Genomic DNA, 26231 nt, shown 5'->3' on the forward strand with positions numbered 1-26231 from the left:
ACTGTTCTCCCTCCAGGATCTCTGTGTTAGGCAGCCCCAAAAGCGCCAATCTTGCGCGCGACCAAACTACACTCTCGACATCGAAGGCAGGCGCATTGAAGGTTTACAGACCAGAGATTGATGGCCTCAGGGCCATATCGGTGATCGCGGTTATTCTTTACCACGCCGAGTTCACGGTGGCCGGCCACCCGCTGCTTTCTGGTGGATATATCGGCGTCGATGTATTTTTTGTGATCAGCGGCTTCCTGATTTCCCAGATTTTGCTGACGGAAATCGAAGCGACGGGGCGTATCGATTTCCTGAAATTCTATGCCCGTCGTGCGCGGCGAATTCTGCCGGCGTTGTTCGCAGTGATTTTCGGGACGATGCCCTTCGCCTATTATTTTTTGTTGCCGTTGGAACTCACTGATTAGGCGAACTCCGTAGGTTCTTCGCTGCTGTTTGGATCGAATATCTATTTTTATTTTACGGCGGCCCAGTACGGCGAGCCCAATACCCTTCTCAAGCCTTTTCTTCACACCTGGTCGCTGAGCGTCGAAGAGCAGTTTTATATCGCCTTTCCGGTCTTGTTGCTGATCGTGCGCCGATACTTGAAATCGAACTTTTTGCCATGCGTGTTGGTGGCGGCAGCCCTCAGCTTCGTATTCTGTTTCGTCACGGTACGGCACGATCCGCAGCAGGCCTTCTATTCGCCGCTCACCCGGGCCTGGGAGCTGCTGGCCGGAACACTGCTCGCCTATTACGAACTCAGGCGAGGACAGCCTCGCCCCCAGCCGTTGCTCGCGGCAGCCGGGCTTATCCTCGTTGTTGGTTCGCTCATCTTGTTTGGAAAGGATACGGTTCATCCTGGCCGGGTCACTGTGATCCCCGTCGTCGGGACCTGCCTTGTGCTCGCATTCGCCAGCCGTGAGCACGCAGCCGGGCGCCTGCTGGCTTCTCGGCCCGCGGCGCTCACCGGATTGGTGTCCTACTCCTTATATTTGTGGCATTATCCGGTCTTCGCTTTCTGGCGGCTGACAAGCTTGGATTTCGGCAATGGCGACAAGTTTCTCGCCATCGCAGTGACGGTCCTGGTCTCAGTCATCAGCTTTGTCGTCATTGAAAAGCCGCTTCGCCACACCAGGAGAAGCCGCGCTCTCTGGATCACCCTGAGCTCATCCGTTGCAACCATCGCAGCTGCTGTCCTTTCAGCAATCACGATGGCCGGTTTTCCTCACAGGCTGGATGAAGTCTATTCACCTGTCGCGCAGGCGGACGAAGCACGGCTCGAAAGCACTTTTCTAAGCTTGAACGACAACATTCAAGCTGAGAAGCCCGTTATCTTCATCATTGGGGACTCGCACGCCAGAAATTGGTCGATTGCGCTGAAAAATTACGTCGATACCGATCGGTATCAAGTCGTGGCGCTCAGCTATTTGAACTGCATGGTTGAGATCAAGAACGATAGTGTGAAGGCCCCCTCACGCGCCAGCATCTACGACAAATACTGCATTCCCTTTGAAAAATATATCAACGACAAATCATTGCTCAGCCGAACGAAAGCGATCTTCCTCACGAGCCTTCGGCCTTTCGAATACACCGTCAACCCGTTCAGGTTCGAGCTTATTTCCTGGATGAAAAGCCACTCGGATAATGCGCGCGTTTTCGTGTTCGGAAATTACTTCCAGCTCGACGAATTGCACTCGTGCCTGGGGCTGATGTTTCAGAGAAAATCCGACGCCTCTATCTGCCTGCGATCGGCGAGCTATCCGCCGGCCAACCAGCCTTTAGAGCAACTGCCCTTTTTCCCCTCCGGTCTTCCGTTCACCTACGTCGATATCGTCAAGCTTCACTGCGATTATGACAAGGAGAAATGCCTCACCAGCAGCAGGGGTGTTCCATTCATCACAGACTGGAACCATATGACAGCCGAATTTCTGACGACGTTGATTGGTGACATTCTGGAAAAGAAAACCGCCGATCTACGCAGCAACGGTCTGCTCGATTTCCTGGTACCGCCGCACCCCAGCCAAGCCGAACGAACGGCAAGTTCTGAGCCGAACGCTGGTCCCGCGTCTTCCGCCTCTCCATCAAATTAGGCGGTGCTCCGACACAAGGGACGATGAGCTCGGTGTTCAAGTCCGGACCTTCGTATACCATCGTTGAGATGGTGCTCATGCGCACGAGCTAGAAGCACACGACAAGCGCCCTCCACTTCCGTCCCATACCAGACGTTGCTGAGGATCTTTGCCTTCTCTGCCCGACCGGTGGAGCCGTCGCATCCGATCCTCGATATTGCTCGTATTTTGCGATTGAATTTATCCGGTCGGTCGTTCCTTTCGATTATGACAGTAGTTAAAATTGACAGCGAGATCACGATTGGGCGTAAGGTGATCTACGTTAGAATGACGGCTGCGAGGCGCCGGAAATGGCCCGTGCCCCGGCCGCACGGCCCGCCGCTACATCGCCAAAGTTCGCATCAATCTAGCCTTGATAGACAGCCACGTCGGCTTGGCCTTCCTGGTCCGACGCTTCTGATTGCAGGCGAAACAAACAAGATGAAGATTTTCGAGGCAACTGTTTCCGCCCTAAGCCTTCGCTTGCGCATCCGCCTGTTAGCAATTTGTTGACCATAAGCTGGCTTTACTGGGCCTGATGGATGGGAGGTTTCCGCCCGCCGTCGAATGTTTGGTGTGGGACGGGATTGTTCGTGTTGGAGTATTCACAGGGTTTGTCGGGTGAAGCCTTGGGCGGAATTGCCGCGCTCCTGTCGCGGGCCAAACGCTTCGCGGCACAGACCATTCTGCCGGCTCTCTTTGCGCTGCCGGCACTTGCCGGTTCTGCATCCCTTGCATCGGCGGAAGATCGGGCGCTGAAGCTTTTCTTCACCCACACCGGCGAGAGGGCCACGATCACCTACAAGCGGGATGGAAAGTTCGATTCCAGGGGCCTTGCCCAGATCAACCGGTTTCTGCGCGACTGGCGAAGGATGAGCCGACTCGGATGGATCCGCGGCTGCTCGACCTGGTCTGGGAGGTGTATAAGAAGAGCGGCGGCAAGGATTATATCCACGTCGTCTCCGCCTATCGTTCCCCAGCCACCAACAACATGCTGCGCAACCGTTCGCGCAGCACTGGCGTCGCCAAGAAGAGCCAGCACATGCTGGGCAAGGCGATGGATTTCTACGTTCCCGGCGTGAAGCTTGCGACGCTGCGTGCCATTGCCATGCAGATGCAGGTCGGCGGTGTCGGCTATTATCCGACCTCGGGATCCCCCTTCGTGCATCTCGACGTCGGCAATGTCCGGGCCTGGCCCCGCATGTCCCGGCAGGAACTCGCGCGTATATTCCCGAATGGGAAAACGATGCATCTTCCGGCAGATGGCCGGCCGCTGCCGGGATATAATCAGGCGGTTGCGAACTACAGGAAACGCGTCAGCTCCACCTCGATCGAGATCGCCAGCACCGCCGGAGAAGACGAAGACGCGGGAGCCTCCACCACGCCAAGCGGCGGCACCACCGCGCTGCTGCCGACGCCGAAAAGCCGGGCCTTGAACGCGCTGGCGCAACAGACCGGCGCGGTCGAGCGAGATGACAAAGGCTCCGCTCCCGATCTTTCATCTCTCCCGATTCCGATACCGGCGATGCGCCCCCTCGCCCTGGCGCAGGACTCGGGCGCGGACGACAGGCTGGTGACTGCCTCGATCGGCCCGATTGCGGCACTTCCGGAGAGACGCCCGCCCGCATTGCCGGCTCACGCGCGCTTCCATCCCGTCGTTGCCGCCCAGCAGACCTCCAGGCAGGGTACCGACATGATCGCCTCCCTGCCGATGACCGCTTCCTGGGAAGAAGCAGATTTCCTTGCATCGACGTCAGAAGCGGCGCTGATGCAATGGGCGCTGCATTCTCCCGGCGCGGCGATTGGATTGAGCGCGCCTCGCCTTTCCCCACGCACGGTCCATCGCGAGGCGAATGTCGCGGCTTCAGACGAGAACACCGTTCCGGTCGCCGCCACAGGTCCGTTCGACGCCAGCCGGTTTTCGTCGCTCCCGGAGGGTTGACCACCGAAAAACGATAGATGCATAGGGGCCAGAAGTCGTTTCTAAGCTTGCGTCAGAGAAGTGCTCCGGTGCTGTGGGTACAATGGCGGAGAGCTAATGGCGACACGGCAATAGCAGAGATGCTCTTGTCTCCGTTCCCGATCGAATCAATAGAGCGATTAAAATATCAACGCGAGGTTTGAAATATATCATCACTCGCTCAGCGCTTATGAGCCGTATCAACAAGATCATAAGCCGTAGGAACTTCTTCAATGCCGGTGAGTTAAGAGTGCGGATGTGATCGTCGGTCAGTCGACTTCGCATTTGTCCTTTCCAACTTCGCAGCCCCGCAATCCAGCGGGGCTTTTTTTTGCAGAAGTACTTTGCTCGGTACGGCACCGTACGGAAACTCTTGCGACCCGCGGGCGTTTCTTGCTTCGGATCGCGCAGAAGGAGCCTCTCCTGTCTCCGCGCGCACCCCTATGCCCTGTGCGATCCACAATACCTCGACAAAACCTTCCGAGATCCGATTGCGAGCTGCGGCAGGGCAGCGGCCGAGCCGACGCCGGCCGCTCCACCCTTTCATCCGGCCGAGTGGCGCTGTGCATATGCCGGCGGCTCATCTCACTGTCTCAGTGAACGACCGCGATCACCCGTATTCCGGCTTCCTCCGCGGCGCGAATGAGGGCGGCGCGCGCCATATCGGGCGAAATATTGCCCTGGATCGCGTCAAGGCAGGTCTTTACAGCCGCTATATATTCCCGGCCGTCATCCGTCGGCCAGGCGGCGACAAGCGCGCCTGCGACCTCACCGAGCGACCGGACCAGCCTGTGTTTTTCCTGACCGCCCATCACAAGCATCAGAGGCGCGAAGTCTTCGCTTGTGTGCCAGTCTACAATTCCGACCGTCTGTATTGCCATTCGTTGCTTCACCTCACAAGAAGCCTTCCTCATCCGCTCAAACGCAGGCGCCGGGTTCGGCAGGTTGGCGCTTTGGCAGGAGGTCTCGACGGTGTTTCGCGACAGACCAAAACCTTCCTGAGATGTCCCTTCAATCGGACGGGAAGCATCTAAGGCAGGTGATGCAGGGGAAAAGCCGGACCTAAGTCGGACTGGAAGGGCGGCAGCGGCTGTTCATATAACAGAGTCATGTAACCTGTAGGTCCGTGGAGGGGCGGAACGGGAGGAGGAGATGAAGTTCGGCCCCGATAACAACAACCATGAAGAGCGCTTTTCGCAAGGCCACAGTTCGGCAGCAACCGTCGCCACAATCGAAGCAGCCCTTTCCGCTGATCCCGACATCGACAGCAGCGCTATCGAGGTCAGGATGCTCGGTCCTGTCGTGCTGCTTGAAGGCTATATTACCAAGCCCGCCGACCGCGACAAAGCCATCGCGCTTGCGGCGATGATCGTCGGTGAGGAGAATGTCCACGACCGGATGCTGAGCCGTTTCTCCACGCAGTAGCGAGGGGTCGGCGACTAGGACCAAGGTCGGCTAAGCCCCGGCCTCTAGTCCTAACTCCGGAACCGTTCCTCCATTATCCGGTTGGTACGCCAGCGGAACCAACCGCATCAAAGGAGGAACATTGATGAATATCAAAGCAGTAGGAATTGCCGCTGGTCTCCTGTTGGCCTCGACCTCTGCCTTTGCGCAGCAGTCGACGGTCACAGGCGCGGTCGGAGGCGCCGCGACGGGTGCCATCGTCGGCGGCCCGGTGGGTGCTGCTGTCGGCGGCATCGTCGGCGGCGTCGCAGGCAGCGTCATCGATCCGCCGCCGCCAAAGGTGGTGACCTATGTCGAGCAGGCTCCCGCCCCGGCTGAACGCGTCGTGGTGAAGGAGAAGGTTGTCGTCGGGCAGCCCCTGCCGGAGACAGTCGTCGCGACGCCAATTCCTGACGATCCGAAATATGCCTATGCGATCGTCAACGATCAGCGTGTGATCGTCGAACCTTCCTCGCGGACGGTCATCCAGGTCATCGAGTGACAGACGGGCGGCAAAGCCGCCATTCCAACAATCAGGGCGCGCATGTCACGCATGAGAATGCGGGCGGTACCGCCTGTTCGAGCTTCGGAGAATGATCATGAAAAGCAACCATCTCGCCATGCTTCTGGCAGCGCTGTCGCTCGGCGTATCGCCGCTTGCGACACTGCCGGCCGCGGCCCAGCAGGACACCACAAAGAGCAGCGGCCAGACCCAGTCCGGTTCTCAAAGCACGGATTCCGGCTCGCAATCCGGGGCCGGCAAGACCGACTGCACCCCCGATGCTTCCGGGGCCTGCCCGCAGGGCAAGGGCCAGACGACGCAGCAGAAATCCGGCCAGGGCTCCGACATGAAAAAGAGTGCTGAACAGCCTTCCAACGACAACGGTTCGACGAGCGGAAGCACCTCGGGCAAGGCTTCGACGGAAACCAAGCCCGCATCGCCGGACGCCAGCGGCGCCACCACCACCGAACAGAAGCCCACCGCCAAATCCGGCACGACCGATACCAGCGGCTCCGCCACCACAGGCACAAAAGGCAGCACTACGCAGAGCGGCGACGCGACCAAGCAGTCGACTGATCAGAATGCGACGACGACAAACAAGAGCTCGTCGGAAACCAACGTCAACAACAACACGACAACGAACAAGCAGACTTCGAACACCACCAACGTCAACATCTCGGTCGAACAGCAGACTGAAATTCGATCGGTGGTGAAGGAGGTCCATGTCGCACCGGTGAAGGAAGTGGACTTCACGGTCTCCGTCGGGGTGAAAATCCCGAAGAAGGTGCGGCTCGAACCATTGCCGCCGCGCATCGTCAAGATCGTTCCGCAGTATGAAGGCTATCGCTTCTTCATCCTTGCGGATGGCCGGATCGTCATCGTCGATCCGAATGCTCTGACGATCGTCTATATCATCGAGGCCTAAGGCCTAACACGCAGATTCCGGCGGCGTCTTTTTCGCCGCCGGGCGGCCCACCACACCCTCCATCCAATACGCACATTGAGTGACTGGCCTTCCTTCCGGCTTGAGCGTCTACTCTATCGCTCTGGCGGAGGAAGCAGACCATGGCCATGTATCTCACACGCTTCAGCTATACGCCCGAAACCTGGGCGCGCATGATCGAAAAGCCTGAGGATCGCCGCGAGGCGGCACGCAGCTACATCGAATCCGTGGGCGGCAAACTCCATGGGTTCTGGTATGCCTTTGGCGAGCATGACGGATGGAATTTGTGGGAGGCGCCCGACAACGTATCGATGGCGGCCGTCACGCTTGCGATCGGCGCCGGCGGCGCGCTCAGCTCGATCGAGACCACCGTGCTGCTCGAAGTCGAGGACACGATCCAGGCCCTGGAAAGAGCGAAGTCGATCCGATACCGCCCGCCGGCAGCCTAGGTTGCGGTAGCATCAAAGCGCGCCGAGGCCTTTCGGATCCGCTCGCGCTTCAGTTCATTGTTTACGCATGCTGCTGTCGAAGAACCGCAGCCTATTCGCTCTGCCTGAAATTCCGGATCCGATCGAACAGCACCGCCAGCACGATCGCGCCGCCGATAAAAGTCCCCTGCCAGAAGGCGTTGATGCCGAGCAGACCGAGGCTGTTGCGGATCACTTCGATCAGAGCCGCACCGACCAGGGCGCCGAAGGCGGTGCCGACGCCGCCGGCGAGATTGGCGCCGCCAATGACGGCGGCGGCGATGACCTGCAGTTCCATGCCGGCCCCGATATTGGTGGTGACGGCGCCGAGCCAGCCGGTCTGGACGATGCCGGCAATGCCGGCCGACAGCGCCGAAATCATGTAGACGGCGACCTTGATGCGACGCACCGGAACGCCGGTCAGTGTCGCGGCGTGTTCATTGCCGCCGATGGCGAAGATATAGCGGCCGAACCGCGTCCAGCGCAGCACGAAGCCGGTCAGAAGCGCCAGAATGATCATGTAGAGGACAGGATTGGCGATGCCGAGAAACCAGGCGCCGCCGCCGAGCGCCAGGAGCTTGTCGTGATCGGGACCGAACTGGAAAACGACGGTGTTGTTGGAGGCGACCATGGCGAGGCTGCGCGCCACCGACAGCATGCCAAGCGTCACCACGAAGGGCGGGAAATCGAGATAGGCGATCATAACGCCATTGAAAGCGCCGACGACAAGCGCCGTGCCGATCGCGGCCGCTATGCCGATTTCGATGCCGTAACCGGCATGCATGGTGACAGCCAGCACCATGCTGCAGAGGCAGAGCACCGAGCCGACGGAGAGGTCGATGCCGCCGGTGATGATGACCAGCGTCATGCCGAGCGCGATGATGGCGACGAAGGTGACGTTCCGGGTGATGTTGTAGAGGTTCTTCGCCGTCGCAAAGGAATCCGTGGCAAAGGACAGGAAGAGGCAGGCGAGGATGACGGCGATCAGCACCCAGAAGGTCTGACTGCCGACGAACTCCGAAAGCCGGCTTCGCTCTCTCTGCGCAATCGTCTGATCGAGGGTAACTGCCATTGCTGACCTTCTTTTCTGCCCGGTTCCACGCCGCTCAAACCTGTTCGATGGCGCCTGTTATGAGACCCGTCACTTCCTCCGGCGAGCTCGCCGCAATTGATTTGTCGGCGACTTTCCGGCCGCGGCGCATGACGATCACCCGATCGGCGACGGTAAAGACGTCGGGCATGCGGTGACTGATCAGCACGACCGCGATGCCGCGATCACGCAGCTCGCGGATCAGGTTCAAGACCTCCGCCACCTGGCGGACCGAAATCGCAGCGGTCGGCTCGTCCATCAGCACGATCTTCGCTTCCGACAGCATGGTGCGGCCGATCGCCACCGCCTGCCGCTGGCCGCCCGACATCTGCTTGACGAGGTCACGCGGGCGGGTTTCCGATTTCAGCTCCTTGAAGATCTCGCCGGCGCGCCTGTACATCGTCTTGTAATCGAGCACGCGGAACGGACCGATGCCGCGGCGGAGCTCCCGGCCGAGGAAGACATTGGCGGCGGCCGTCAGATTGTTGCAGAGCGCCAGATCCTGATGGACGATCTCGATGCCATGCTGGCGCGCCTCGACCGGCCGGTGCATGACGATCTCCTTGCCGTCGAGCCGCATCGTGCCCTCGCTCGGCCGGAAGTTGCCGGCGATCATCTTGACCAGCGTGCTCTTTCCCGCGCCGTTATCGCCCATCAGACCGACGACCTGGCCGGCTTCGAGCGTAAACGACACATCGTTCACCGCCTGGATGGCGCCGAAATGCTTAGAAATATTGGTGAGCTCGAGAACCGCTACCAGCCGACCACCCTCCCCTGATGCCGCAGACCTACCGTCCGGGCCTGCTGGCCGCCAGACGCCTCGATCTCGCTTTGCCGATCTCCTCCCGGAAAGCGATTATGCTCATTTATGCAAAAGCCTGAAGAATGGTCAATCAATTGTCCGCGCCAAGCGCCTGCCAAAGCAAAAATCTACTTCGCCGCGCAAATACAGATTGACGCCGGAAACGGGTAGATATTAGCTGTTGCTGGGAGAGAGAGCATGCTGATCCTTGTCACCGGGGCTACGGGCAAGGTCGGGCGGCGCTTCATAACTGAGCTGCTTGACGAGCCAAGATTTTCCAAAGCGCGCATCCGCGCGCTGTGTCACAATCGTGTGCTTGAAGAAACCGATCGTATCGAGGTCATCAAAGGCTCGATCGCCGACAGCGCCGTCGTGACAGCGGCGATGGCGGGTGTCACCCATGTCCTGCATCTCGCCACCTGCAAGGAAACGCCCGACGATGTGATGGATGTTACCGTCAAGGGGCTGTTCTGGCTGCTCGAGACCTTTCGCCTAAGCCCGACGGCGCGGCAGTTCATCTTGATCGGCGGCGATGCCGGCGTCGGCCATTTCTTCTATCGTCACGACGGGCCGGTGACCGAAAAGACGCCGCATCGCGCCTATCCCGGCTGCTACGCGCTCTCCAAGGTGCTGGAAGAGGTGATGCTCGAGCAGTTCGCCATCCAGTATGGCATCAACAGCTGCTGCCTGCGGGCGCCCTGGATCATGGAGAAGGACGATTTCAAATATACGCTCTCCTTCGGCGACGATGTCTTCGGCGGGCCGGACTGGAAGAGTCTGGTGCCGCCGGCCGATGCGGAACGTTATGCGCGCGACGGCACGGTGCCGCTGTTGCGCGATGCCGACGGGCGGCCGCTGAAGCGCAATTTCGTCCATGTCGACGATCTCGTCTCGGCGATTCTGGCGGCGATCGACAATCCGCGCGCCGTGGGGCAGCTTTTCAACATCGCGATGGATCGGCCGGTCGATTACGGCGAGGTCGCCGCTTGTCTCGCCCGCACGCGCGGGCTCGGCTCCATCGACATTCCGAGCGAATATTACTCGAACTGGATGGACAACAGCAAGGCCAGATATCTGCTGGACTGGAAGCCGGTCTACGATCTGGAAAAGCTGATCAATTCGGCTTGGGACTACCAGCGTTCGAAGGAGGAGCCTCGGGTCGTCTGGTATCCAGGTTGATAACGCGGCGGGTGCAGAAGCGCCCGTCTTTTTCAATGGGAGGAAGCTATGAGGAAGGCATTATTGCTTACAGCTGCAGTCCTGGCGTTGACGGCCGGTCAGGCCCTTGCCGCCAAGAAGCAGCTGGTCATTGTCGTCAAGGGCCTCGACAACCCGTTCTTTGAAGCGATCAACCAGGGTTGCCAGAAGTGGAACAAGGAAAACGCTTCGGCCGAATATGAATGCTTCTATACCGGCCCGGCATCGACCTCGGATGAAGCCGGCGAGGCGCAGATTGTCCAGGATATGCTCGGCAAGGCCGATACGGCGGCGATTGCCATATCGCCGTCGAACGCCAAGCTGATCGCCCAGACGCTGAAGACCGCCAACCCGAGCGTGCCCGTCATGACCCTTGATGCCGATCTTGCGGCGGAAGATTCCGCGCTGCGCAAGACCTATCTCGGCACCGACAACTATCTGATGGGGGCGCGGATCGGCGAATACATCAAGAAGGCCAAGCCGAAGGGCGGCAAGATCTGCACCATCGAAGGCAATCCCGGCGCCGACAACATCCTGCGCCGCGCCCAGGGCATGCGTGACACGTTGAGCGGCAAGAAGGGACTCGACGCCCTTAAGGGTGAAGGTGGCTGGACCGAGGTGGCGGGCTGCCCGGTCTTTACCAATGACGACGGCGCCAAGGGCGTGCAGGCGATGACCGACATCCTCGCCGCCAATCCCGACCTCGACGCCTTTGGTATCATGGGCGGCTGGCCGCTGTTCGGCGCTCCGCAGCCCTATCGCGACCTTTTCAAGCCGATGGCCGACAAGATCGCCAAGAACGAGTTCGTCATCGGCGCCGCCGACACCATCGGAGACGAAGTGGCGATCGCCAAGGAGGGCCTGGTAACCGCGCTCGTCGGCCAGCGGCCTTTCGAAATGGGCTACAAGGCGCCGACCGTGATGATGGACCTGATCTCGGGCAAGAAGGTCGATGATCCTGTCTTTACCGGACTGGACGAGTGCACCAAGGATACGGTCGACACCTGCATCCAGAAATGACGCCGCGTTCGGAGCGCCCATTCCGGTGGGCGCTCCCCTGGACTACCTTTCGATCTCCGAAAAGATCCAGTCGGAAAAAGCACGCATGGCCGCCGAGACCGGCCGCGACTGCAGGCGCGTCAGCCAATAGCTTCCGAGCGAGATGGCGGTGGCGAAAGGCTGCACGATCGCGCCCGAGCAGAGGTGCCTTGAAAACATCGAGGGCGGGGCGAGCGCTACGCCAAGCCCCTGGAGGGCCGCCTCCATCATGCCAACGGAGGAATCGAAGACGATGCCGGCATTGACCTGGGCGGCCGGCGGCACGCCCGCGGCCTGAAACCAGGTGCTCCACTCATCCGTGCGGTAGCTACGAAGCAGCGTCGCTCCGGCAAGGTCTGCCGGCGATCGGAGATCATCTGCCAGTTTCGGGGTGCAAAGAGGCGAAAGCGGCGCTTCGAACAGGCGCTGCGCCTCAGTGCCGTGCCATGAGCCGCTGCCGAAGCGGATGGCGAAATCGAGCCCTTCCGCCGCCGGATCGACGCGGTTGTTGTTGGTGGAAATGCGCAGATCGATGAAGGGATGCCGGCGCTGGAAGCCCGCAAGCCGCGGCAGGAGCCAGCCGACGGCGAAGGTTCCGACAACACCGAGGAACATGAGTTCGCGCACCTGCCCGGCCTCGATCCTGTCGAGCGTCATCGCCATCTGGTCGAAGGAGGCTGTGACCGTCGGCAGCAGCGCTTCGCCTTCCGCGGTGATCTTCAAGCCGCGGGGAAGGCGCTGGAACAGCGCCACCCCCAACCGCTTCTCCAGGCCCTTGACCTGCTGGCTGACGGCCGCCTGGGTGACGCAGAGCTCGATTGCAGCGCGGGTGAAGCTCAGATGCCGCGCGGAGGCTTCGAAAGCCCTGAGGCCGTTCAGGGGAAGGAATTGCCGAACCATGTGAGCCCTAGAAATTCTTGTGGCTGCTGCGAGATATCATCGTTTGTGGTCGTGAAACAGGGCAGCTAAATCCCCTCCCCGGCGCATTTTTGCGCTTGTATCAACCGCCCTGGCGATGTGGAGATGATTGATATGAAGAAAGTTGGGATAGGAATTTTATCGGCCGCTTTGATCTCGGCATGCACTTGCGCAAGCGGCTTTGCCGCCGATGCCGCGAAAGTGAGGGCGATCGCCGACGCCGCGATCAAGCCGGTGATGGAGAAAAACGCCATCCCGGGCATTGCCGTCGGCATCACCGTCGATGGAGAGCAGTACGTCTTCACTTATGGCGTAGAATCGAAGGAGACCGGCCGGCCGGTGGCGCCGACGACGCTGTTCGAACTCGGATCGATCAGCAAGACTTTCACTGCGACGCTGGCATCTTACGCTGACGCGAAGGGCGCGTTTTCGCTTGACCGCAAGGTGAGCACATATCTGCCGGCGATGAAGGGCAAGCCGTTCGGCGATGTCGTGCTTATCAATCTCGCCACCCATGCCGCCGGCGGATTTCCGCTGCAGCTGCCCGATGACGTCAAGACCGAAAAGCAGCTGCTTTCCTATTTCGCCGCCTGGCAGCCCTCTTATGCGGCAGGGACGCAGAGAAGTTACGCCAATCCGAGCATCGGCATGCTCGGTTATATGACCGCGAAGGCCATGGGCGGCGATTTCGCCGCCCTTATGGAAGGCAAGCTGTTTGCCGCTCTCGGATTAGAGAGCACTTATATCAATGTGCCGAAATCGCGGATGGCCGATTATGCTCAAGGGTATAAGCGCAATGGCGAGCCGGCGCGGCTGACGCCGGCCCTGCTCTCCTCGGAAGCCTATGGCGTGAGATCGACGGCCGGCGACATGATCCGCTTCGTCGGCGCCAATATGGGCCTGGTCAAGCTCGACGGAACACTGCAGCAAGCGATTACCAGTACCCATACCGGATATTTCAGCGTCGGGGCGATGACCCAGGATCTGATCTGGGAGCAATACGCCTATCCCGCCACCCTGGCGAGCCTGCTCGAAGGCAATTCGCCTGCGATGCTGAAGACCATTCCGGTTTCTGAACTGCGGCCGCCGATGAAGCCGCGTGACGACGTCTGGATCAACAAGACCGGCTCGACCAACGGGTTCGGCGCCTATGTCGCCTTCATTCCGCAGGAGCGCCTTGGAATCGCAATTCTGGCCAATAAAAACTATCCGAACGAGGATCGGATTGCCGCAGCCTATCGGATATTGACCGCACTTACGGCCGAGTGATCGGAAATGGGCGCAGTCGGCGTGACGGACCCAAAGCGGCTGTTCACCCGTCGGACCTTGAAGCACACGGAGGGCAACGCTCTGAATCAGCGTGCTCGTCTCGCGTCGGACTTTAGCCCGATGCGCGACCGCACCCTTGTGATAGACCCTTGGCGGCCGGACATGCTGTGGCCGAGCCGGCTGCGGCGTATGTCCAACGACCGCAATCTCGCCCCCAGCACACAGGGCGCTGCTACCACCGGGAGTAATGCAAATTAATAATTAAGATTAATGCGCGAGTATTTCCTAGAATTTCTCTAAGCAATTGCCAGTCCTCATAGAGAATGCTAATAAACAACTACCTTTCTTGAAGTCATCAGGGGCAATGCAAATGAAAACTGTATTGATTTCGGGCGGAGCTGGTTTCATCGGATCGCATCTGTGCGATCGACTTCTGCTTCGGACTGACGTTCAGAAACTCGTTGTTGTCGACAATCTTTGGACCGGACTTTTCGAAAATATCGAACACATCAAAGACCCGCGTTTCCACTTCGTGAAATCGGATGTCGAAAACCTGCAGACCTCCGATAAATTCGACGAAATCTACCATCTCGCCTCTCCCGCATCGCCGCCCTGGTATATGAAGGAGCCGAAGCGGACGATTTCCGCCAATCTTCTCGGGGCAATGCGGCTTCTCGATCTCCTGAAAAAGGGGGGTCGTTTCGGCTTTACCTCGTCGTCCGAAGTCTATGGCGATCCGCTCGTCTCGCCGCAGCCGGAATCCTACAAGGGCCAGGTCGACTGTACCGGCCCACGCTCGTCCTACGACGAGAGCAAGCGCTGCACGGAATCGCTGCTGTTCGAGATGCAGCGCACCCAGGGGCTCGACGTCAAGGTCATCCGTCCCTTCAACATTTATGGCCCGAGAACCCGCGCCGACGATGGGCGGGCGGTCTCCAACTTCATCACCCAGGCGCTTTCTGGCCGCCCGATCACGGTGTTCGGCGACGGTCTGCAATCCCGCAGCTGGGGCTATGTCGACGATATTGTCGACGGTTTCGCCCGCTATTTCTGGATAAACCAAACCGACTATAAGGGGCCACTGAATATCGGCAACGATCGCGAGATTTCGGTTCTCGAGGTCGCGCAATATGTCTCCCGCCTCGTCGGCGGCGCGCCCATCGTGTTCGAGCCGTCACCCCCGCAGGATCCCACCAACCGGCGGCCGGACCTCAGCAATGCGAACTACGTCATGCCCGAGTGGTCGTGTAAGATCAGTTACGAGCAAGGCGTGGCCCGGACGCTCGAATGGTTCAGGGAAAAAATGAAGGCTGAGAAGCAATCATCACGGCTGCGCAGCGCGCATCGTTGATGCTGACGGCTTCGGGCGGCTCGCGGCCTTTCGGACGCGCGAAGGGCGCCGATATTCTGAACCCGCGCATCGTGCTTTTCGAAGATCGATCTCGATTTAGGCTCGATGCGCACGGCTCAAGGGTTCGATCGAGAGTGTATTGATGCGGGTACCAATTCCGTCTGATCTCAAGAATATGAATTTTCCCGTACCCATTCACTATCTCGCCTCGGCTGCAGCAGTCCGGCCGCTACGATTTACTCGTATTTCCATCGAGTGCTGAACGCAATTTCGCCTGCATCCACTGGAGGTGCTGCTCGAATGTATGCGCGCGGAAACTGGGGTTATTGAGGAAGTTCAATGTTAAGTCCGACAAACGCGTAGGGACGTTGTTCGGCAGAGCCTGCCATTCGGCAAGCGCCACAGGAAGATATCCACGTATTGCCTGACGGCTCAGCCACGGACGGAGGTGCCGTGCGTCCCACGGTTCGGCACCGATCTGGTGACACATGTCGCCGACCAGTTTCGTCCCATTCACGATACGAGCAGCAAGAGGTCGACGTTCCGCCAGCATAGCTTCGGCTGCCTCAAGGCCTTGGTCCAGATTGATCTCGAGCACCTCGATTTCGTCGGCCGAAGCAGTCGGATCCGGCGGAAGCCGCCAATCCTCACCCAACACTTCGGCGGCGCCGCGAAGATAATGATATCCATTGAGCTGCCGCTCTACCTTCTCATAAAGCCTACGAAGGCCAGCCTTTTCCAACGTTTGGAGGACGCGTGGGCCAGCCTTGACGAGGGGGTCAAGGACAGAACCGGCTCGGGTGGCGATGATCCTTCGCAGACGCTTCTTCCACCCCTTTCTTCCGGCAAACCGATGGATCTCGAGCAGCCGCTGTATGTCGGGGTGCTTGCGAGCGATCAAGGCATCGGAGCGTCCCTCCTGATGCCTGCGCACCATCTTTCCGGTGAGTGTCATCGTCTGATGTTCGAGATGATAGCCGAATGCGTCGGGAGCAAAACGAATTGGAACTCCCTTTTTGATCACACGTAGACCAAATTCGAAGTCTTCTCGTGCACGGGCGAATTGAGGATCGAGCCCGCCCATAGCGTGAAATAGTTCCGCATCCAGCGACAGGTTTCCTGTCAGCACATCGGTAAAAGCGAACCGATGTCCAGGGAGGGAGACGCGCTCGAAGTGCCTCGTCCACCATTCGCGGGCGCTGAGGCGGAAGCGGTCCGTCGCAACGTGCGGAAGTGGCGGATAGGGGCCCATCACCACGCCCCCGGGGTGGCGCTGATGTTCAGCGACATGCGCCGCCACGAAATTGGCCCCCGGCTCGATGTCGTCGTCAAGGAAGATCAATAAACGGCCGCTCGCGACCTGCGACCCCGCATTACGGGCGAGTGCCGGACCGACGCCCGGCAACGACAGGGTTCGAAGGGGAACGCGGGTACGAAGCGACGCAAGCATTGTCGACGTGTCGTCCTCACACCCGTCAGCCACAACCAGGATTTCGAATGCGGGTGTCCCATCGCGCTGAGCGTCGAGCTTTCCCAGAAGCGACTTCAGCATGGCGGCTCGATTATGCGTTGGTATGATAACGCTGATGTCAACCATTCTTATGCTCTGCCTTCGCTGCTCGCGCCCGCGCGCGCAGATAACGGACCGGGCCGCTCGCAGCCCCTCTGAACTGGGTTAAGGCGTCGTTGTAGGGCAGGCTGAATTGGTGTGTCTGTCGACGTTGAAAAACTCGCCGAAGAAGCCTGACGTAGGAACGAACCATGCGAGGGAGCGCACGCGGGTTCCCCTCGAACACGAGGGCCTTCGTCAAGATGGCGAACGATGCAGCCTCGTAGCCATACATCTGCTGCTGCAGTTCCTCGCTTGAGCGACGATGGCGGTGCCAGTTCAGAGCCTCGGGATCGTAGATGATCCGATAACCGGCTTCGAGTACACGCCGGAACATGTCCGTGTCGCCGCCCGCCAGGCTGAGGGTTCCAGCGTCGAGGGCCTCGTCGAACCACCCTACCGCGTCAACGATGGTTCGGCGCAATGCCATATTGACACCGGCACCCGCATGCCATCCGGTGAATGGGTCCAGGTTGTGGGCGTCGTAGACCTGACGCCTGAAGCCACGGCAAAAACCGCCAAAATGTTGAAAGGCGATCTGCGAGTCCGTTTCCAGCTCTGCCGCCATAGTGAGGCCGGTTACGGCCAGTACCAGGGGGTCCTCAAAATTGCGAAGCAAGGTTCTAAGCCATAGCGGGTCGGGGACGGCATCGTCGTCGATGAACGCTACGACGTCTGCTTCTGCGTTGCGAAGGGCAGTGTTGCGCGCGACGTCAAGACCAGGGCGCGGTTCGCGCAGATATCTCACAGTGTTGAAGCGGCTGACTAAATCTCGCGTGGCGTCGTTCAATGGGGCATTGTCGACGACGAGGATATCGGCCTTATCGGGCATAGCCAATAGCCCGATGAGGCAGCGCTCCAGATCTTCGGTACGATCGCGCGTGCAGATCACGACGGAAGCTTTCGGTAGCTGACTTGGACTCGGCGACGGGTCAGGAAGGGCCAGCCAATGCCTTAACCAAGCCTCGAACACCGACGAACCGGCCGCAGACAGAATCCGGTCCTTGATTGGCGTCTTCCCGCCATCGGTGTCGAAGGCGATCACAGCTTGGCCGCACGGACGACCGGCGACCCTGATCAGCACAAGTGCACCCTGATAGTCACCCGTCGGTTCAAAATCCGGCGGAAAGTCGAGAATGTCGATGTCTCGAACGGCAAGGCGCATCAGGAGTTCGGATCCGATCTGGGCTGACCCAATGAGCCGTGGCCCGACGAGGCCGCGGCGGGGCGCGACTGCACCTGCTGCCACAGTGTCGGAGGGTTCAGCATACCCTTTCTTGGGCCGGGTCCGGTCACGGCGAGCGGATAGACTTCGGCATGATAATCGTAAACCTGCTGCCAATCTGCCGAAAAAAGGCCCACCGTAACGCGATAGTCGCCTGGAGCCAGGTCGATTCGATTGAGTGTTGTTTCGATGCGCACCGTGTCCGAGTCTACGACAGGGGCGAATTCGGCCAACTTGCTGTCGATCTCGAAGCAGCACGTATCGTCCGCAGCGTAGACGCCGATGACGATAATGGCATTGCGATCTCTGGTGGCACCGACATAGGTAAGTGAAATCGACAGCCGGTCGCCCGCAGCGATGGTGCTTGTCGGGATGCTCTGCTCGTTCAGCAACGCTACGGCTGTGATCTGGAGTTCGCCATTGCCGAACCGGCTGACCTGCGGCACCAGTTCAACGTGCAATTTTGTAACGGCGAACTGTTCGTGCTGGACGCTAGCGACCTTCGCCTCGACCGCCGAGGTATAAAGCGGCAGCATTTCGTCGATTGGCCCGTAGCCCACAACGCGGCCGGCTCTCAGGAATAGCACGTGATCGCAGATGTCTCTTATCTGCGAGACGTCGTGTGACACGAAGAAAATAGTGGCGCCGCCATTCAGTATCTCCTTCACTCTTGCAATGCACTTCTGCTGGAAGGCTTGGTCCCCCACGGCGAGGGCCTCGTCGATAAGCAAGACGTCCGGGCGCACATGGACTGCGACGGCGAATGCCAGGCGCATGCGCATTCCGGTGCTGTAACTACGAACCGGATTATCAACCGCCGCCTCCAACTCGGCAAAGGCTACAATCTCGTCAAACCGCTCGGCAACCTCGGTCCGCCGCATTCCCGCGATAACCCCCAGCAGAAAGATGTTCTCGCGCCCAGTCAAATCGTCGGTCAGGCCCGCCCCGATGTCGAGCAAGGCGCCAATTCGACCCACCACCTTGATCTGCCCTTCGTCGGGACGACCAACGCCGCCGATCAGACGCAGCAAAGTGGACTTGCCGGCCCCGTTTAGGCCCACCACGCCGACAGCTTGCCCTGGCGTAACCGCAAAGCTGATGTGGCGCAGGCCCCAAAAGCTTTTCGACTGTACCACGGACCGCCCGGACAAAAGGTAACCCTTCAAGGTGGTGGAGCGCGCCCCCCCTTGCGCGCGGTAGCGCTTGCCGACGTCGTGGACGATGATGGCGCCTTGCCTCATAGCTCGTCCACCAGGCGCGCGCTGCCACGCTCGACCAGCCAAATGCCGATAAAAAGCATCGGCAAAGAAATCAGCGCAGTCTTCCAATAGATAGCAACCGGAGGCCACGCGTGTTCGACGAAAATGGCGCGGTAGCCCTCGAGAATCCAGGCCATCGGGTTCCAAGTGTGAATTAACGCCATCGGCTCACTCGCCTTAAGCGGGCTGTAGAACACAGGGGTCAGGTAGAAACCCAGCATCAAAAACACGCCTACCAAATGTTGAGTATCGCGGAAATGGACATGCGCAATCGCGACAAGATAGGACAGACCCATCGTGAACAGCGCCTGCGCAAGGAACACGAGTGGAAGTGCCGCTATGCTTAAAGCAAGGCCCCCGGTCTCGATAAACGAGATGATGAAGAGGAGTGGCAGAGCGAGCAGAAGGTGCACTGCTTGTGTGATGACTGCGACAACAGGAAGTATCCCGATCGGAAAGCCCGGCCGGCGCACCAATTCGCTGCTGCCGGTTATGGAAGTTGCCGCTGCGGGTACCGCAGTGCTGAGCCAGCCCCAGGCCAACACGCCGGAAAAGACAAAAGTGGTGTAGTAGGGAATATTTAAGGGAAGGACGTGACGAAAGATCAGGGAAAAAATCAGCAGCTGGCTCAATGGCCGCATCAAGGACCAGCCGAGGCCAATTGCGGATCTTTGATATCTCATCTTCAGATCGCGAGCCAGAAGTGCTAACAGCAGATCGTTCCATTGCAGACAGATGTCAATCAAACGCTTGCACTGATCACGACGCCTGTATTGGTCCCGTCGCTTCGCGCGATCAAGCGCTTGATCCTTGAGGTGCTCAGGCATTTCGGCTCACTTTTGCCATCGGTTAAATACACCTTGCCTCAAAGTAGTAAAGATCATCATACTCGCGAACTGACACGGTAACTCCAGCGTGATCTTTATCGCAGGAAGCAGCAATTATGCCTATAGTTTCCATCATTACACCGGCGCATGGAGCGGAAACAACACTTTCCTCGACGTTGGAGAGCCTGATAGCCCAAAGTCATGCTGACTGGGAATGCATCATCATTGATGATGGTTCAACCGATCAGACGGCTCAGATCGCGGACCGTTTCGCGGATCGGGATACGCGCTTCCGTGTGCTGCGGCAGGAGCAGAGCGGCGTGTCAGTTGCTCGCAATGCGGGGCTGGCGCAGGCGAAAGGCGACTGGGTCGTCTTCCTCGACTCAGACGACACCTTGGCATTTTCCCACCTCGAAATCATGCTAGGTCACACGCGAACTTTGCCGCAGGCCGACATTCTGCATTGCGGTTGGCGCCGCCTGAAACATGGTGCTCCCTGGTGGCAGTCTCACCCCGCGGTCAAAATGGACAATCCGTTTGCCGAAACAGCGCGCTATTGCCCTTTCGCGATCCACGCAGCCTTGGTTCGCCGGTCCCGGCTTACAGAAATCGGCGGCTTCGATCCAGAGATGAAAATGTGCGAGGACTGGGACCTGTGGCAGCGCCTCGCCCGGGCTGGCGCCGAGTTTGCGCCGGTCGAAGGCCTGATGGCCGATGTTAGCGTAACGGCCGGCTCGCTGTCGTCAAACAGGATCAAACATCTCGATTTTGGTCTTAAGGTGATCCGGCGCGGCCACCATTCCGATCCCCGCGTCACCGATCCGGTGCCGGCGCTCGCCCAGGGAGTAACGCAGGCCGCGTTAGGAACAGCCTGCTGGTATCTCGCGATCTGGCTCGTCGGCGCCTCAATAGGTCAAGGCGACAATCCTGGTGAACTGCTCGACCGAGTGGCAGAGCCTATTCCACCTAACGCCGATGTCTACGCGCTCATCGCGGTAATGGTAGACGGGATTGTGGTCGGCGCCTTCGCGGACGAGCCGATTTGGCCCGGACTTTGGTCGAAGATCCAGGACAAGCTTCCCGAGCTGGAGGCCTGGTTTAATCGGCATGGTCCCCAAGAAGCTTTTGGTTCCCTGTTGGTTCGTTCAATGGAGCGAAAGGTCGCTGACCAACTACCGACCAACGTGCTCACCACGATCGGAACAACAAGGATACAGCCAATTGATTTGGATCGCCCTATCGTCGACCTCATCTTGCCCGGCATCGAGCGGTTGCGCTGTTGCATCTGGCGAGGTCCGACCCCGCTAGGGCAAGTGGAGTTTGTTGTCTTTGGAGCAATCGAAGCCGATACGATACGAAATCGACTCAGGATGGTGTTCGGCCCGGACTTCGATCAGGATGACGGGCGCGCTGTCTCCACCAGCATGGCGGCGCCAAGCCACCGCCGAGTAGCTCGACGGTTGCTGAAGCTCATGGCGAAAATATCACATTGGGCCAAAGCTAAGACAGTAGCGGGTTGGTGGCGCAAGGAGGAGCCGACACCGACACATGTCGATTCGATATTGGTCACCGCGCATACCGGGCGCGCCGAATTCGACCGAATCGTCGACGAGGAACGTCAGCGGGCGATTGCAGCCTCGAGGCAGATGTTCAATGAGAAGCCGTCGAAAAAAACCGGCCCGGCGGGCGATGAGGTGCCGAGGTACGATACGGAAGCGTACTGGGAGGAGCTTTTTTCCCAGGTCGATCCTTGGGACTACCGAAATAACTATGAGACTGTGAAATATCTTCAAACATTGTCATTGTTGGACGCTCGCCGCTTTTCAAACGGCCTTGAGCTGGCCTGCGCGGAAGGAACCTTTACACGGATGTTGGCGCCCCGCGTCGACAACCTGCTGGCAACCGACATTTCGGCGTCGGCAGTCGCTCGAGCCGCCTCGCTTCAGGACCATGATTCTCCGGTAGCCTATCGGCAGTTGGATCTTTTGAGGGACGAGCTAGGAGGACCTTACGATCTCATCGTCTGCAGTGAAGTTCTGTACTATTTGGAGAACAGAGAAAAGCTCCGGCAGATAGTCGATAAGATTGCGGGCAGTCTTCGAACTGGTGGTTGGTTCGTTACCGCTCACGCCAACCTCCTGATCGATAGGCCGAATGAGACAGGCTTTGGGTGGCCGCATGAATTCGGTGCGATCGGCATAGGTGAGACGTTTGACCAACATCCGGATTTAACTCTCTCGGCTGAAGCCAAGAGTCCGCTCTATAGAATCCAAAGGTTCGAGAAGGTAGAGCGCGGGGGCTTCCTAGAGCCTACACGCGTGGAAGTAAACACGGCGCAGCCTCTGCCTCTTCAAGTCGCCAGCCAAGTACGCTGGAGAGGCGGGCGAGTTGTGGAATCGGCCGCCGACTGGAACGATGTCCCGATCTTGATGTACCATCAGGTTTCGGACGATGGCCCGGAACAGCTTTCTCGATACCGCCAGTCTCCAGAGGCCTTCGAATCCCAACTGGCCTTCCTGCGCGACGCCGGATGGCGAGGAATGACTTTGGATCGGCTGCTTGCTTGTTTCGACGAAGGCGCCAAACCGCCCGAAAAAACGTTGGTTCTGACCTTCGACGACGCTACACGCGATTTCATGACGCATGCCCTCCCCCTGCTACATCGATATGGCTTCCCATCCTCGCTCTTTGTCCCAACCGATAGGGTCGGCAGCTCTGCAATATGGGATTCGGCCTATGGACCGCCGGCTCCACTACTAACTTGGGAGGAACTTGCGGCGGTCGCGAACAGCGACGTGACGCTGGGCGCCCACGGTGCCCGGCACGTGCGTTTGTCTGCCCTGGCACCGGAGAGCCTATTGCGAGAGCTTGCTGGCTCCAAGGCTATGCTCGAGAAATGCCTAGGTCGAGAAGTGCTGGCGGTCGCATATCCGTACGGCGACTTCGACCCCGCTATCAGGGAGATAGCCGAACAGTGTGGCTACCGGATCGGGCTAAGCTGCGTCGGTGGCAGGGTGCAGGCAAATGCAGATAAGCTCGCATTGAAAAGACAGGAGGTTTTCAGCGGGATCACCCGATCAGAGTTCGCAAATCTGCTATTTGGCTGAGACAAGAATGGGGGGGTCCACCGTCCAACCCGCATCGTACTTTGTTCCTAAGGCAAATCGGTGATCGGCATTTGAAGAGAAATACGATTTCTGCTTCAGCCACGATCGGGCCTCTCTTTTGAGTCTCCTCATCGCCTTTGATCCCGTGTCGACCACAAGCATCTTGGCTGCAATTGGCTTGTCATGTCGCGACATGGTTGCGACAAGTCTGATGAGCTCGCGGTATCGGCGCTGTTCAACCGCCTTCTGGACGAGCCAGCGGCCACAGCGGCTTAGGCCGGCCCGGACTGCAAAACGCTTTTCCGGGTGTCTCTTGAGCATTTCATCCGCGACCAGAATCCAGGACCGTAGCATTCGCGTCAGGTTGGATGACATGTTGTCTGGCGTTTGGCGATAGCCGACAAGATAATCCGGCACCACCACAAAATGTGAGAATTCAGCGGCCAAGCAGTAGAAGAGGAGATCTTCACACCCCTGCGCGTCACGCTGTTGGAGTGAGGAGTCAAATCCTCCCGTCGCGTCAAGAATATTCCGCCGTACGAGTGGCGAACTTGCATTTCCAATGAAGTTATCCGCAAGTACCTCGTCGAGCACATCTCCCTCGATGGAAACCTCATCACTCCGGTAGATGATGTAGTTGTTGTGGTCAATCATTGCATACCAAGTGTAGACCAGGCCGACATTGGGACCACCTCTCTCCAATGCAGCCAATTGTCGCTCAATTTTATCAGGTGACCAAATGTCATCAGCATCTAGGAATGCCACCAAGTCGGCAGACGTAGAGCGCCAACCCGCATTTCGAGCAGCGGCGACGCCGGAATTTCTTTGCTTCAATACTCGAACACGCGGATCTATTTCAGCGACTGCTTGCGCAATAGCCAGGGTATGGTCCTTAGAACCGTCGTCCACCACGACGATATCGAGCGCATGATGTGTTTGATTGCGAACGCTGCTGATTGTTTCAGCCAGAGTTCGTTCCGCGTTATAGGCAGGGATTACAACAGCAACAGTTACGTCACTTCTTGCCGATTTCTTCAAGCTCTTAACTCCGAAGGCTCCACAATCTGAAATAGGATAGATCAAGATGCAGGCTTGAGTGTCAATAATGGGGTAGTGGTTCTTCGAAAAAGGTATTTCTACCCAGCAGCTGTTCCTAGCCGGTAGATTGTCGGCCCCGCAGCGCTTTAGCGCGGGCCGCGTCAATCATGCCCGTTCGCAAGATGCCGAACTCAAACCCGCCGATCGTGCCCTTAATGCGCACAACGACCTTGGGCCGACGAGGATCATACACCTGTCGAGATCTATGACGCGCAGCGCGTTGGCGGTGCGGCGAAAAGTCCGTTGCGTCTCCTCGAAGATAGGACATCTCCGCCAATCGAGAGAAAAAGAAATGCTCCGGAAAGCCAGTGATTCCACTCCATCGGCAACGCCTCTCTTTTTAAGTACAAACTAGGAAACCACAAATATCATCGCAGCAATAAAGCGATAAATTGTGAGAAAACACGACGCCCCAACAATAATCCGTGACAATATCGAATTTAATGGCAATCATGTCTCCGTACTGCGCAGGCAATCTTACCCGAGGACCCGTCACCACCCCGGCGGGTCCTCAACTTTGCTAGAACCTTTCCAGGTTAGCTTGAAGCATTCTGGGGGAGCAGGTTTTCGTCAGGGCAAAGGCGATCGGCTCGGGCACACCTCCTAGTACTCCCGAGCCGATCGCCTTTGGCTGGAGACACCCGGATGGACTGATCGCCAGCCGACTCCGCTTGAGCCAAGAGGATGGTTCAATCTAGCTCGGAGAAGCTCGAAAGTTTACGCAGAGCCAAGGGCGATGGTTCCTGGGTCGGACAAGAAGAGATCGGGACACCACAAAGCAAGGACCGAACGACCCCGCTGCATTCTCCCGCACCTATGCTTCCCTCAGCAGTGATGGGGCACAGCAAATTCGCCACGTGGTATTATTGTCGATCAGAGATCATCCTACCGCATTACATTCGCTCGTCACAGCTTGTTCACAGCATTAGCATAATCGAACTCATCTTGCGGTAGATTTATAAATACAACCATGGTGTGAAATTAATGTTTTCCTCGTTTGATATAATTTGATTTGTATTACGCTATCCTTAAGGGTTATTAATTTCTGACTGGTAGATAATGGAGATGCATTCCTTCCAGAAATATGGAATCGCTCTCGTTAGTTTGCTGAGTGCCGTTTCGGCAGTGCTGTAACCATATAGTACTGTCGAACGGGCAGTACGACGGGCGGCCCGAAAGTCTTCGCACCGACAGGCACCGAAGACGTGGCGGCGCAATTCGATACCAAAGAGTGCTGATCTCGAGGCGAATGAAGCTTCGAAACACCAGTAAATCAAGGGTTATCGCCGTTCATCACGCCACTGGTCGGACATTATAAGGCGCGCCTTTCGACGTGGCATGACAAATTCGCATGATGAGCCGAGACCCCGGGCACGCGACGCCGCAGGCTAAGAGACGACCATCCTCGTTTAAGCGGTCACCCGCATGGAACGAGGGCTCCGGAGTACCAAACGCATCGCCGCAGACAACAGCCTCGAATGTCCGTTCTCGCGTCAAGCTGTGTCGAAATGGTCGCACCTCGTGATCGAATTAACCGTTCGTAAAGCATTTGCTTGCTCAACTTATAATTTGTGTCATGGTCACTGGAAGTAGTGAGGAGCCACCCTGATGAGTGATATGGCATCGCAGATTCCGGAATTTGGTTATGATGAACGCGTGATGATTTGCCGCAAACAGATCGAGAAGGCGGTTTATCAGTTCATTGCAAACACGAAGGTCGAGGGGTGCGATCCGGCGGAAGTCGCAATGGCCATCGCGGACATTGCCGACGACTATATTTTACTGCTGGCCCAGAAGCGCAATTTGACCCATTGATCATGATCGGCCGGCTCGGCCGATCGTCGGACGACCGCAAACCGATATCGCCGCCGCCTCCCTGCCCGCAGACAACGCCAGCCAAACCGCTTACCATTCGTTCTGAACCTATCTTTACGCCATCGAATGAGCGGCGGTTGTCCAGCCCGCGACAAGCCGAGGCTTCTCCCAACCCACAATTCAGATGGATTGCCGATAGACAGGCCTCAGGGCAC

General features: G+C 58.4%; 20 protein-coding genes and 2 pseudogenes. 13 read left to right on the forward strand and 9 right to left on the reverse strand.

The window, feature by feature from the left end; all coding sequences use genetic code 11:
* Positions 1-140 precede the first annotated feature (140 nt).
* From NXC14_RS33415 to NXC14_RS16645, 3 genes and pseudogenes are all read left to right on the forward strand, one after another.
* Positions 141-1037, forward strand: a pseudogene (locus NXC14_RS33415) (acyltransferase); the annotation flags it as partial.
* Positions 1038-1199: 162 nt separating this feature from the next.
* The gene (locus NXC14_RS33420) at positions 1200-2078 is read left to right on the forward strand and encodes an SGNH hydrolase domain-containing protein (RefSeq protein WP_245362163.1); all 879 of its coding nucleotides are present in this window, start codon (positions 1200-1202) and stop codon (positions 2076-2078) included.
* 560 nt (positions 2079-2638) lie between these two features.
* Positions 2639-4038, forward strand: a pseudogene (locus tag NXC14_RS16645) (DUF882 domain-containing protein).
* A 611-nt stretch (positions 4039-4649) separates the two neighbouring features.
* Here NXC14_RS16645 and NXC14_RS16650 read toward each other — a convergent pair.
* Entirely contained in the window at positions 4650-4931 is a 282-nt protein-coding gene (locus tag NXC14_RS16650; protein WP_085780156.1) for a DUF982 domain-containing protein, read from the reverse strand.
* A gap of 277 nt (positions 4932-5208) precedes the next feature.
* Here NXC14_RS16650 and NXC14_RS16655 point away from each other — a divergent pair, with 277 nt between their 5' ends.
* The 4 genes from NXC14_RS16655 (at position 5209) to NXC14_RS16670 (ending at position 7393) form a co-directional block, all read left to right on the forward strand.
* Positions 5209-5481 carry a BON domain-containing protein gene (locus tag NXC14_RS16655; RefSeq protein WP_085779081.1) on the forward strand — a complete coding sequence of 91 codons (273 nt, stop codon included), beginning with the start codon at positions 5209-5211 and terminating at the stop codon, positions 5479-5481.
* A 124-nt stretch (positions 5482-5605) separates the two neighbouring features.
* Positions 5606-6001 (forward strand): DUF1236 domain-containing protein, encoded by a 396-nt coding sequence (locus NXC14_RS16660; RefSeq protein WP_085779082.1) that lies wholly within the window; start codon positions 5606-5608, stop codon positions 5999-6001.
* A gap of 97 nt (positions 6002-6098) precedes the next feature.
* Positions 6099-6926: a DUF1236 domain-containing protein gene (locus NXC14_RS16665; RefSeq protein WP_085780157.1), complete on the forward strand. Its 828-nt coding sequence runs from the start codon at positions 6099-6101 to the stop codon at positions 6924-6926.
* A gap of 140 nt (positions 6927-7066) precedes the next feature.
* The gene (locus NXC14_RS16670; RefSeq protein ID WP_085779083.1) at positions 7067-7393 is read left to right on the forward strand and encodes a GYD domain-containing protein; all 327 of its coding nucleotides are present in this window, start codon (positions 7067-7069) and stop codon (positions 7391-7393) included.
* 91 nt (positions 7394-7484) lie between these two features.
* Here NXC14_RS16670 and NXC14_RS16675 read toward each other — a convergent pair whose 3' ends face one another.
* Positions 7485-8483: an ABC transporter permease gene (locus tag NXC14_RS16675; RefSeq protein WP_085779084.1), complete on the reverse strand. Its 999-nt coding sequence runs from the start codon at positions 8481-8483 to the stop codon at positions 7485-7487.
* Positions 8484-8517: 34 nt separating this feature from the next.
* A complete protein-coding gene (locus NXC14_RS16680; protein ID WP_245362101.1) occupies positions 8518-9195 on the reverse strand; it encodes an ATP-binding cassette domain-containing protein in 678 nt (225 codons plus the stop codon).
* Between the two features lie 306 nt (positions 9196-9501).
* Here NXC14_RS16680 and NXC14_RS16685 point away from each other — a divergent pair, with 306 nt between their 5' ends.
* The gene (locus tag NXC14_RS16685) at positions 9502-10482 is read left to right on the forward strand and encodes an NAD(P)-dependent oxidoreductase (protein WP_085779086.1); all 981 of its coding nucleotides are present in this window, start codon (positions 9502-9504) and stop codon (positions 10480-10482) included.
* Positions 10483-10530: 48 nt separating this feature from the next.
* Complete coding sequence (locus NXC14_RS16690) at positions 10531-11520, forward strand: sugar-binding protein (protein WP_085779087.1); 990 nt, start codon at positions 10531-10533, stop codon at positions 11518-11520.
* A 42-nt stretch (positions 11521-11562) separates the two neighbouring features.
* Here NXC14_RS16690 and NXC14_RS16695 read toward each other — a convergent pair whose 3' ends face one another.
* Positions 11563-12438, reverse strand: coding sequence for a LysR family transcriptional regulator (locus NXC14_RS16695; RefSeq protein WP_085779088.1), 876 nt, complete (start codon positions 12436-12438; stop codon positions 11563-11565).
* 132 nt (positions 12439-12570) lie between these two features.
* Here NXC14_RS16695 and ampC point away from each other — a divergent pair, with 132 nt between their 5' ends.
* Together ampC and NXC14_RS16705 are read left to right on the forward strand one after the other, a co-directional pair.
* Positions 12571-13725: a class C beta-lactamase gene (gene ampC, locus NXC14_RS16700; protein WP_085779089.1), complete on the forward strand. Its 1155-nt coding sequence runs from the start codon at positions 12571-12573 to the stop codon at positions 13723-13725.
* Positions 13726-14095: 370 nt separating this feature from the next.
* The gene (locus tag NXC14_RS16705) at positions 14096-15076 is read left to right on the forward strand and encodes an NAD-dependent epimerase/dehydratase family protein (RefSeq protein WP_085779090.1); all 981 of its coding nucleotides are present in this window, start codon (positions 14096-14098) and stop codon (positions 15074-15076) included.
* A 229-nt stretch (positions 15077-15305) separates the two neighbouring features.
* Here the strand turns inward: NXC14_RS16705 and NXC14_RS16710 are convergent, their stop codons facing one another.
* Genes NXC14_RS16710 through NXC14_RS16725 form a run of 4 tightly spaced genes read right to left on the reverse strand, consistent with a single transcriptional unit; the run spans position 15306 to position 19996 of the window.
* Positions 15306-16673 carry a glycosyltransferase gene (locus NXC14_RS16710; protein ID WP_085779091.1) on the reverse strand — a complete coding sequence of 456 codons (1368 nt, stop codon included), beginning with the start codon at positions 16671-16673 and terminating at the stop codon, positions 15306-15308.
* Positions 16666-17850, reverse strand: coding sequence for a glycosyltransferase (locus NXC14_RS16715; protein ID WP_085779092.1), 1185 nt, complete (start codon positions 17848-17850; stop codon positions 16666-16668). Before NXC14_RS16715 ends, NXC14_RS16710 begins: the two co-directional genes overlap by 8 nt.
* Entirely contained in the window at positions 17850-19151 is a 1302-nt protein-coding gene (locus tag NXC14_RS16720; RefSeq protein ID WP_085779093.1) for an ABC transporter ATP-binding protein, read from the reverse strand. Before NXC14_RS16720 ends, NXC14_RS16715 begins: the two co-directional genes overlap by 1 nt.
* A complete protein-coding gene (locus NXC14_RS16725) occupies positions 19148-19996 on the reverse strand; it encodes an ABC transporter permease (protein ID WP_085779094.1) in 849 nt (282 codons plus the stop codon). Before NXC14_RS16725 ends, NXC14_RS16720 begins: the two co-directional genes overlap by 4 nt.
* A gap of 116 nt (positions 19997-20112) precedes the next feature.
* On the opposite strand from NXC14_RS16725, the gene NXC14_RS16730 reads away from it, so the two are divergent.
* Positions 20113-23103 carry a trifunctional glycosyltransferase/class I SAM-dependent methyltransferase/polysaccharide deacetylase gene (locus NXC14_RS16730; protein ID WP_085779095.1) on the forward strand — a complete coding sequence of 997 codons (2991 nt, stop codon included), beginning with the start codon at positions 20113-20115 and terminating at the stop codon, positions 23101-23103.
* Here NXC14_RS16730 and NXC14_RS16735 read toward each other — a convergent pair.
* The gene (locus NXC14_RS16735; RefSeq protein ID WP_085779096.1) at positions 23092-24141 is read right to left on the reverse strand and encodes a glycosyltransferase family 2 protein; all 1050 of its coding nucleotides are present in this window, start codon (positions 24139-24141) and stop codon (positions 23092-23094) included. The two genes, NXC14_RS16730 and NXC14_RS16735, sit on opposite strands and share 12 nt — an antisense overlap.
* 1668 nt (positions 24142-25809) lie before the next feature.
* Between NXC14_RS16735 and NXC14_RS16740 the strand changes: the two genes are divergently transcribed.
* On the forward strand, positions 25810-26016 hold the full coding sequence (locus tag NXC14_RS16740) for a hypothetical protein (protein ID WP_004676311.1): 207 nt from the start codon (positions 25810-25812) through the stop codon (positions 26014-26016).
* Positions 26017-26231: the final 215 nt, after the last annotated feature.

Source organism: Rhizobium sp. NXC14, assembly GCF_002117485.1.
In the GTDB taxonomy this organism is placed as follows: domain Bacteria; phylum Pseudomonadota; class Alphaproteobacteria; order Rhizobiales; family Rhizobiaceae; genus Rhizobium.

Coding starts and splice junctions, on each gene's coding strand:
- NXC14_RS16705 (WP_085779090.1), top strand. CDS start 14,096: ATGAAAACTGTATTGATTTCGGGCGGAGCTGGTTTCATCGGATCGCAT.
- NXC14_RS16660 (WP_085779082.1), top strand. CDS start 5,606: ATGAATATCAAAGCAGTAGGAATTGCCGCTGGTCTCCTGTTGGCCTCG.
- NXC14_RS16730 (WP_085779095.1), top strand. CDS start 20,113: ATGCCTATAGTTTCCATCATTACACCGGCGCATGGAGCGGAAACAACA.
- NXC14_RS16725 (WP_085779094.1), bottom strand. CDS start 19,996: ATGCCTGAGCACCTCAAGGATCAAGCGCTTGATCGCGCGAAGCGACGG.
- NXC14_RS16690 (WP_085779087.1), top strand. CDS start 10,531: ATGAGGAAGGCATTATTGCTTACAGCTGCAGTCCTGGCGTTGACGGCC.
- NXC14_RS16670 (WP_085779083.1), top strand. CDS start 7,067: ATGGCCATGTATCTCACACGCTTCAGCTATACGCCCGAAACCTGGGCG.
- NXC14_RS16715 (WP_085779092.1), bottom strand. CDS start 17,850: ATGCGCCTTGCCGTTCGAGACATCGACATTCTCGACTTTCCGCCGGAT.
- NXC14_RS16665 (WP_085780157.1), top strand. CDS start 6,099: ATGAAAAGCAACCATCTCGCCATGCTTCTGGCAGCGCTGTCGCTCGGC.
- NXC14_RS16675 (WP_085779084.1), bottom strand. CDS start 8,483: ATGGCAGTTACCCTCGATCAGACGATTGCGCAGAGAGAGCGAAGCCGG.
- ampC (WP_085779089.1), top strand. CDS start 12,571: ATGAAGAAAGTTGGGATAGGAATTTTATCGGCCGCTTTGATCTCGGCA.
- NXC14_RS33420 (WP_245362163.1), top strand. CDS start 1,200: ATGGCCGGTTTTCCTCACAGGCTGGATGAAGTCTATTCACCTGTCGCG.
- NXC14_RS16655 (WP_085779081.1), top strand. CDS start 5,209: ATGAAGTTCGGCCCCGATAACAACAACCATGAAGAGCGCTTTTCGCAA.
- NXC14_RS16720 (WP_085779093.1), bottom strand. CDS start 19,151: ATGAGGCAAGGCGCCATCATCGTCCACGACGTCGGCAAGCGCTACCGC.
- NXC14_RS16685 (WP_085779086.1), top strand. CDS start 9,502: ATGCTGATCCTTGTCACCGGGGCTACGGGCAAGGTCGGGCGGCGCTTC.
- NXC14_RS16695 (WP_085779088.1), bottom strand. CDS start 12,438: ATGGTTCGGCAATTCCTTCCCCTGAACGGCCTCAGGGCTTTCGAAGCC.
- NXC14_RS16740 (WP_004676311.1), top strand. CDS start 25,810: ATGAGTGATATGGCATCGCAGATTCCGGAATTTGGTTATGATGAACGC.
- NXC14_RS16710 (WP_085779091.1), bottom strand. CDS start 16,673: ATGGTTGACATCAGCGTTATCATACCAACGCATAATCGAGCCGCCATG.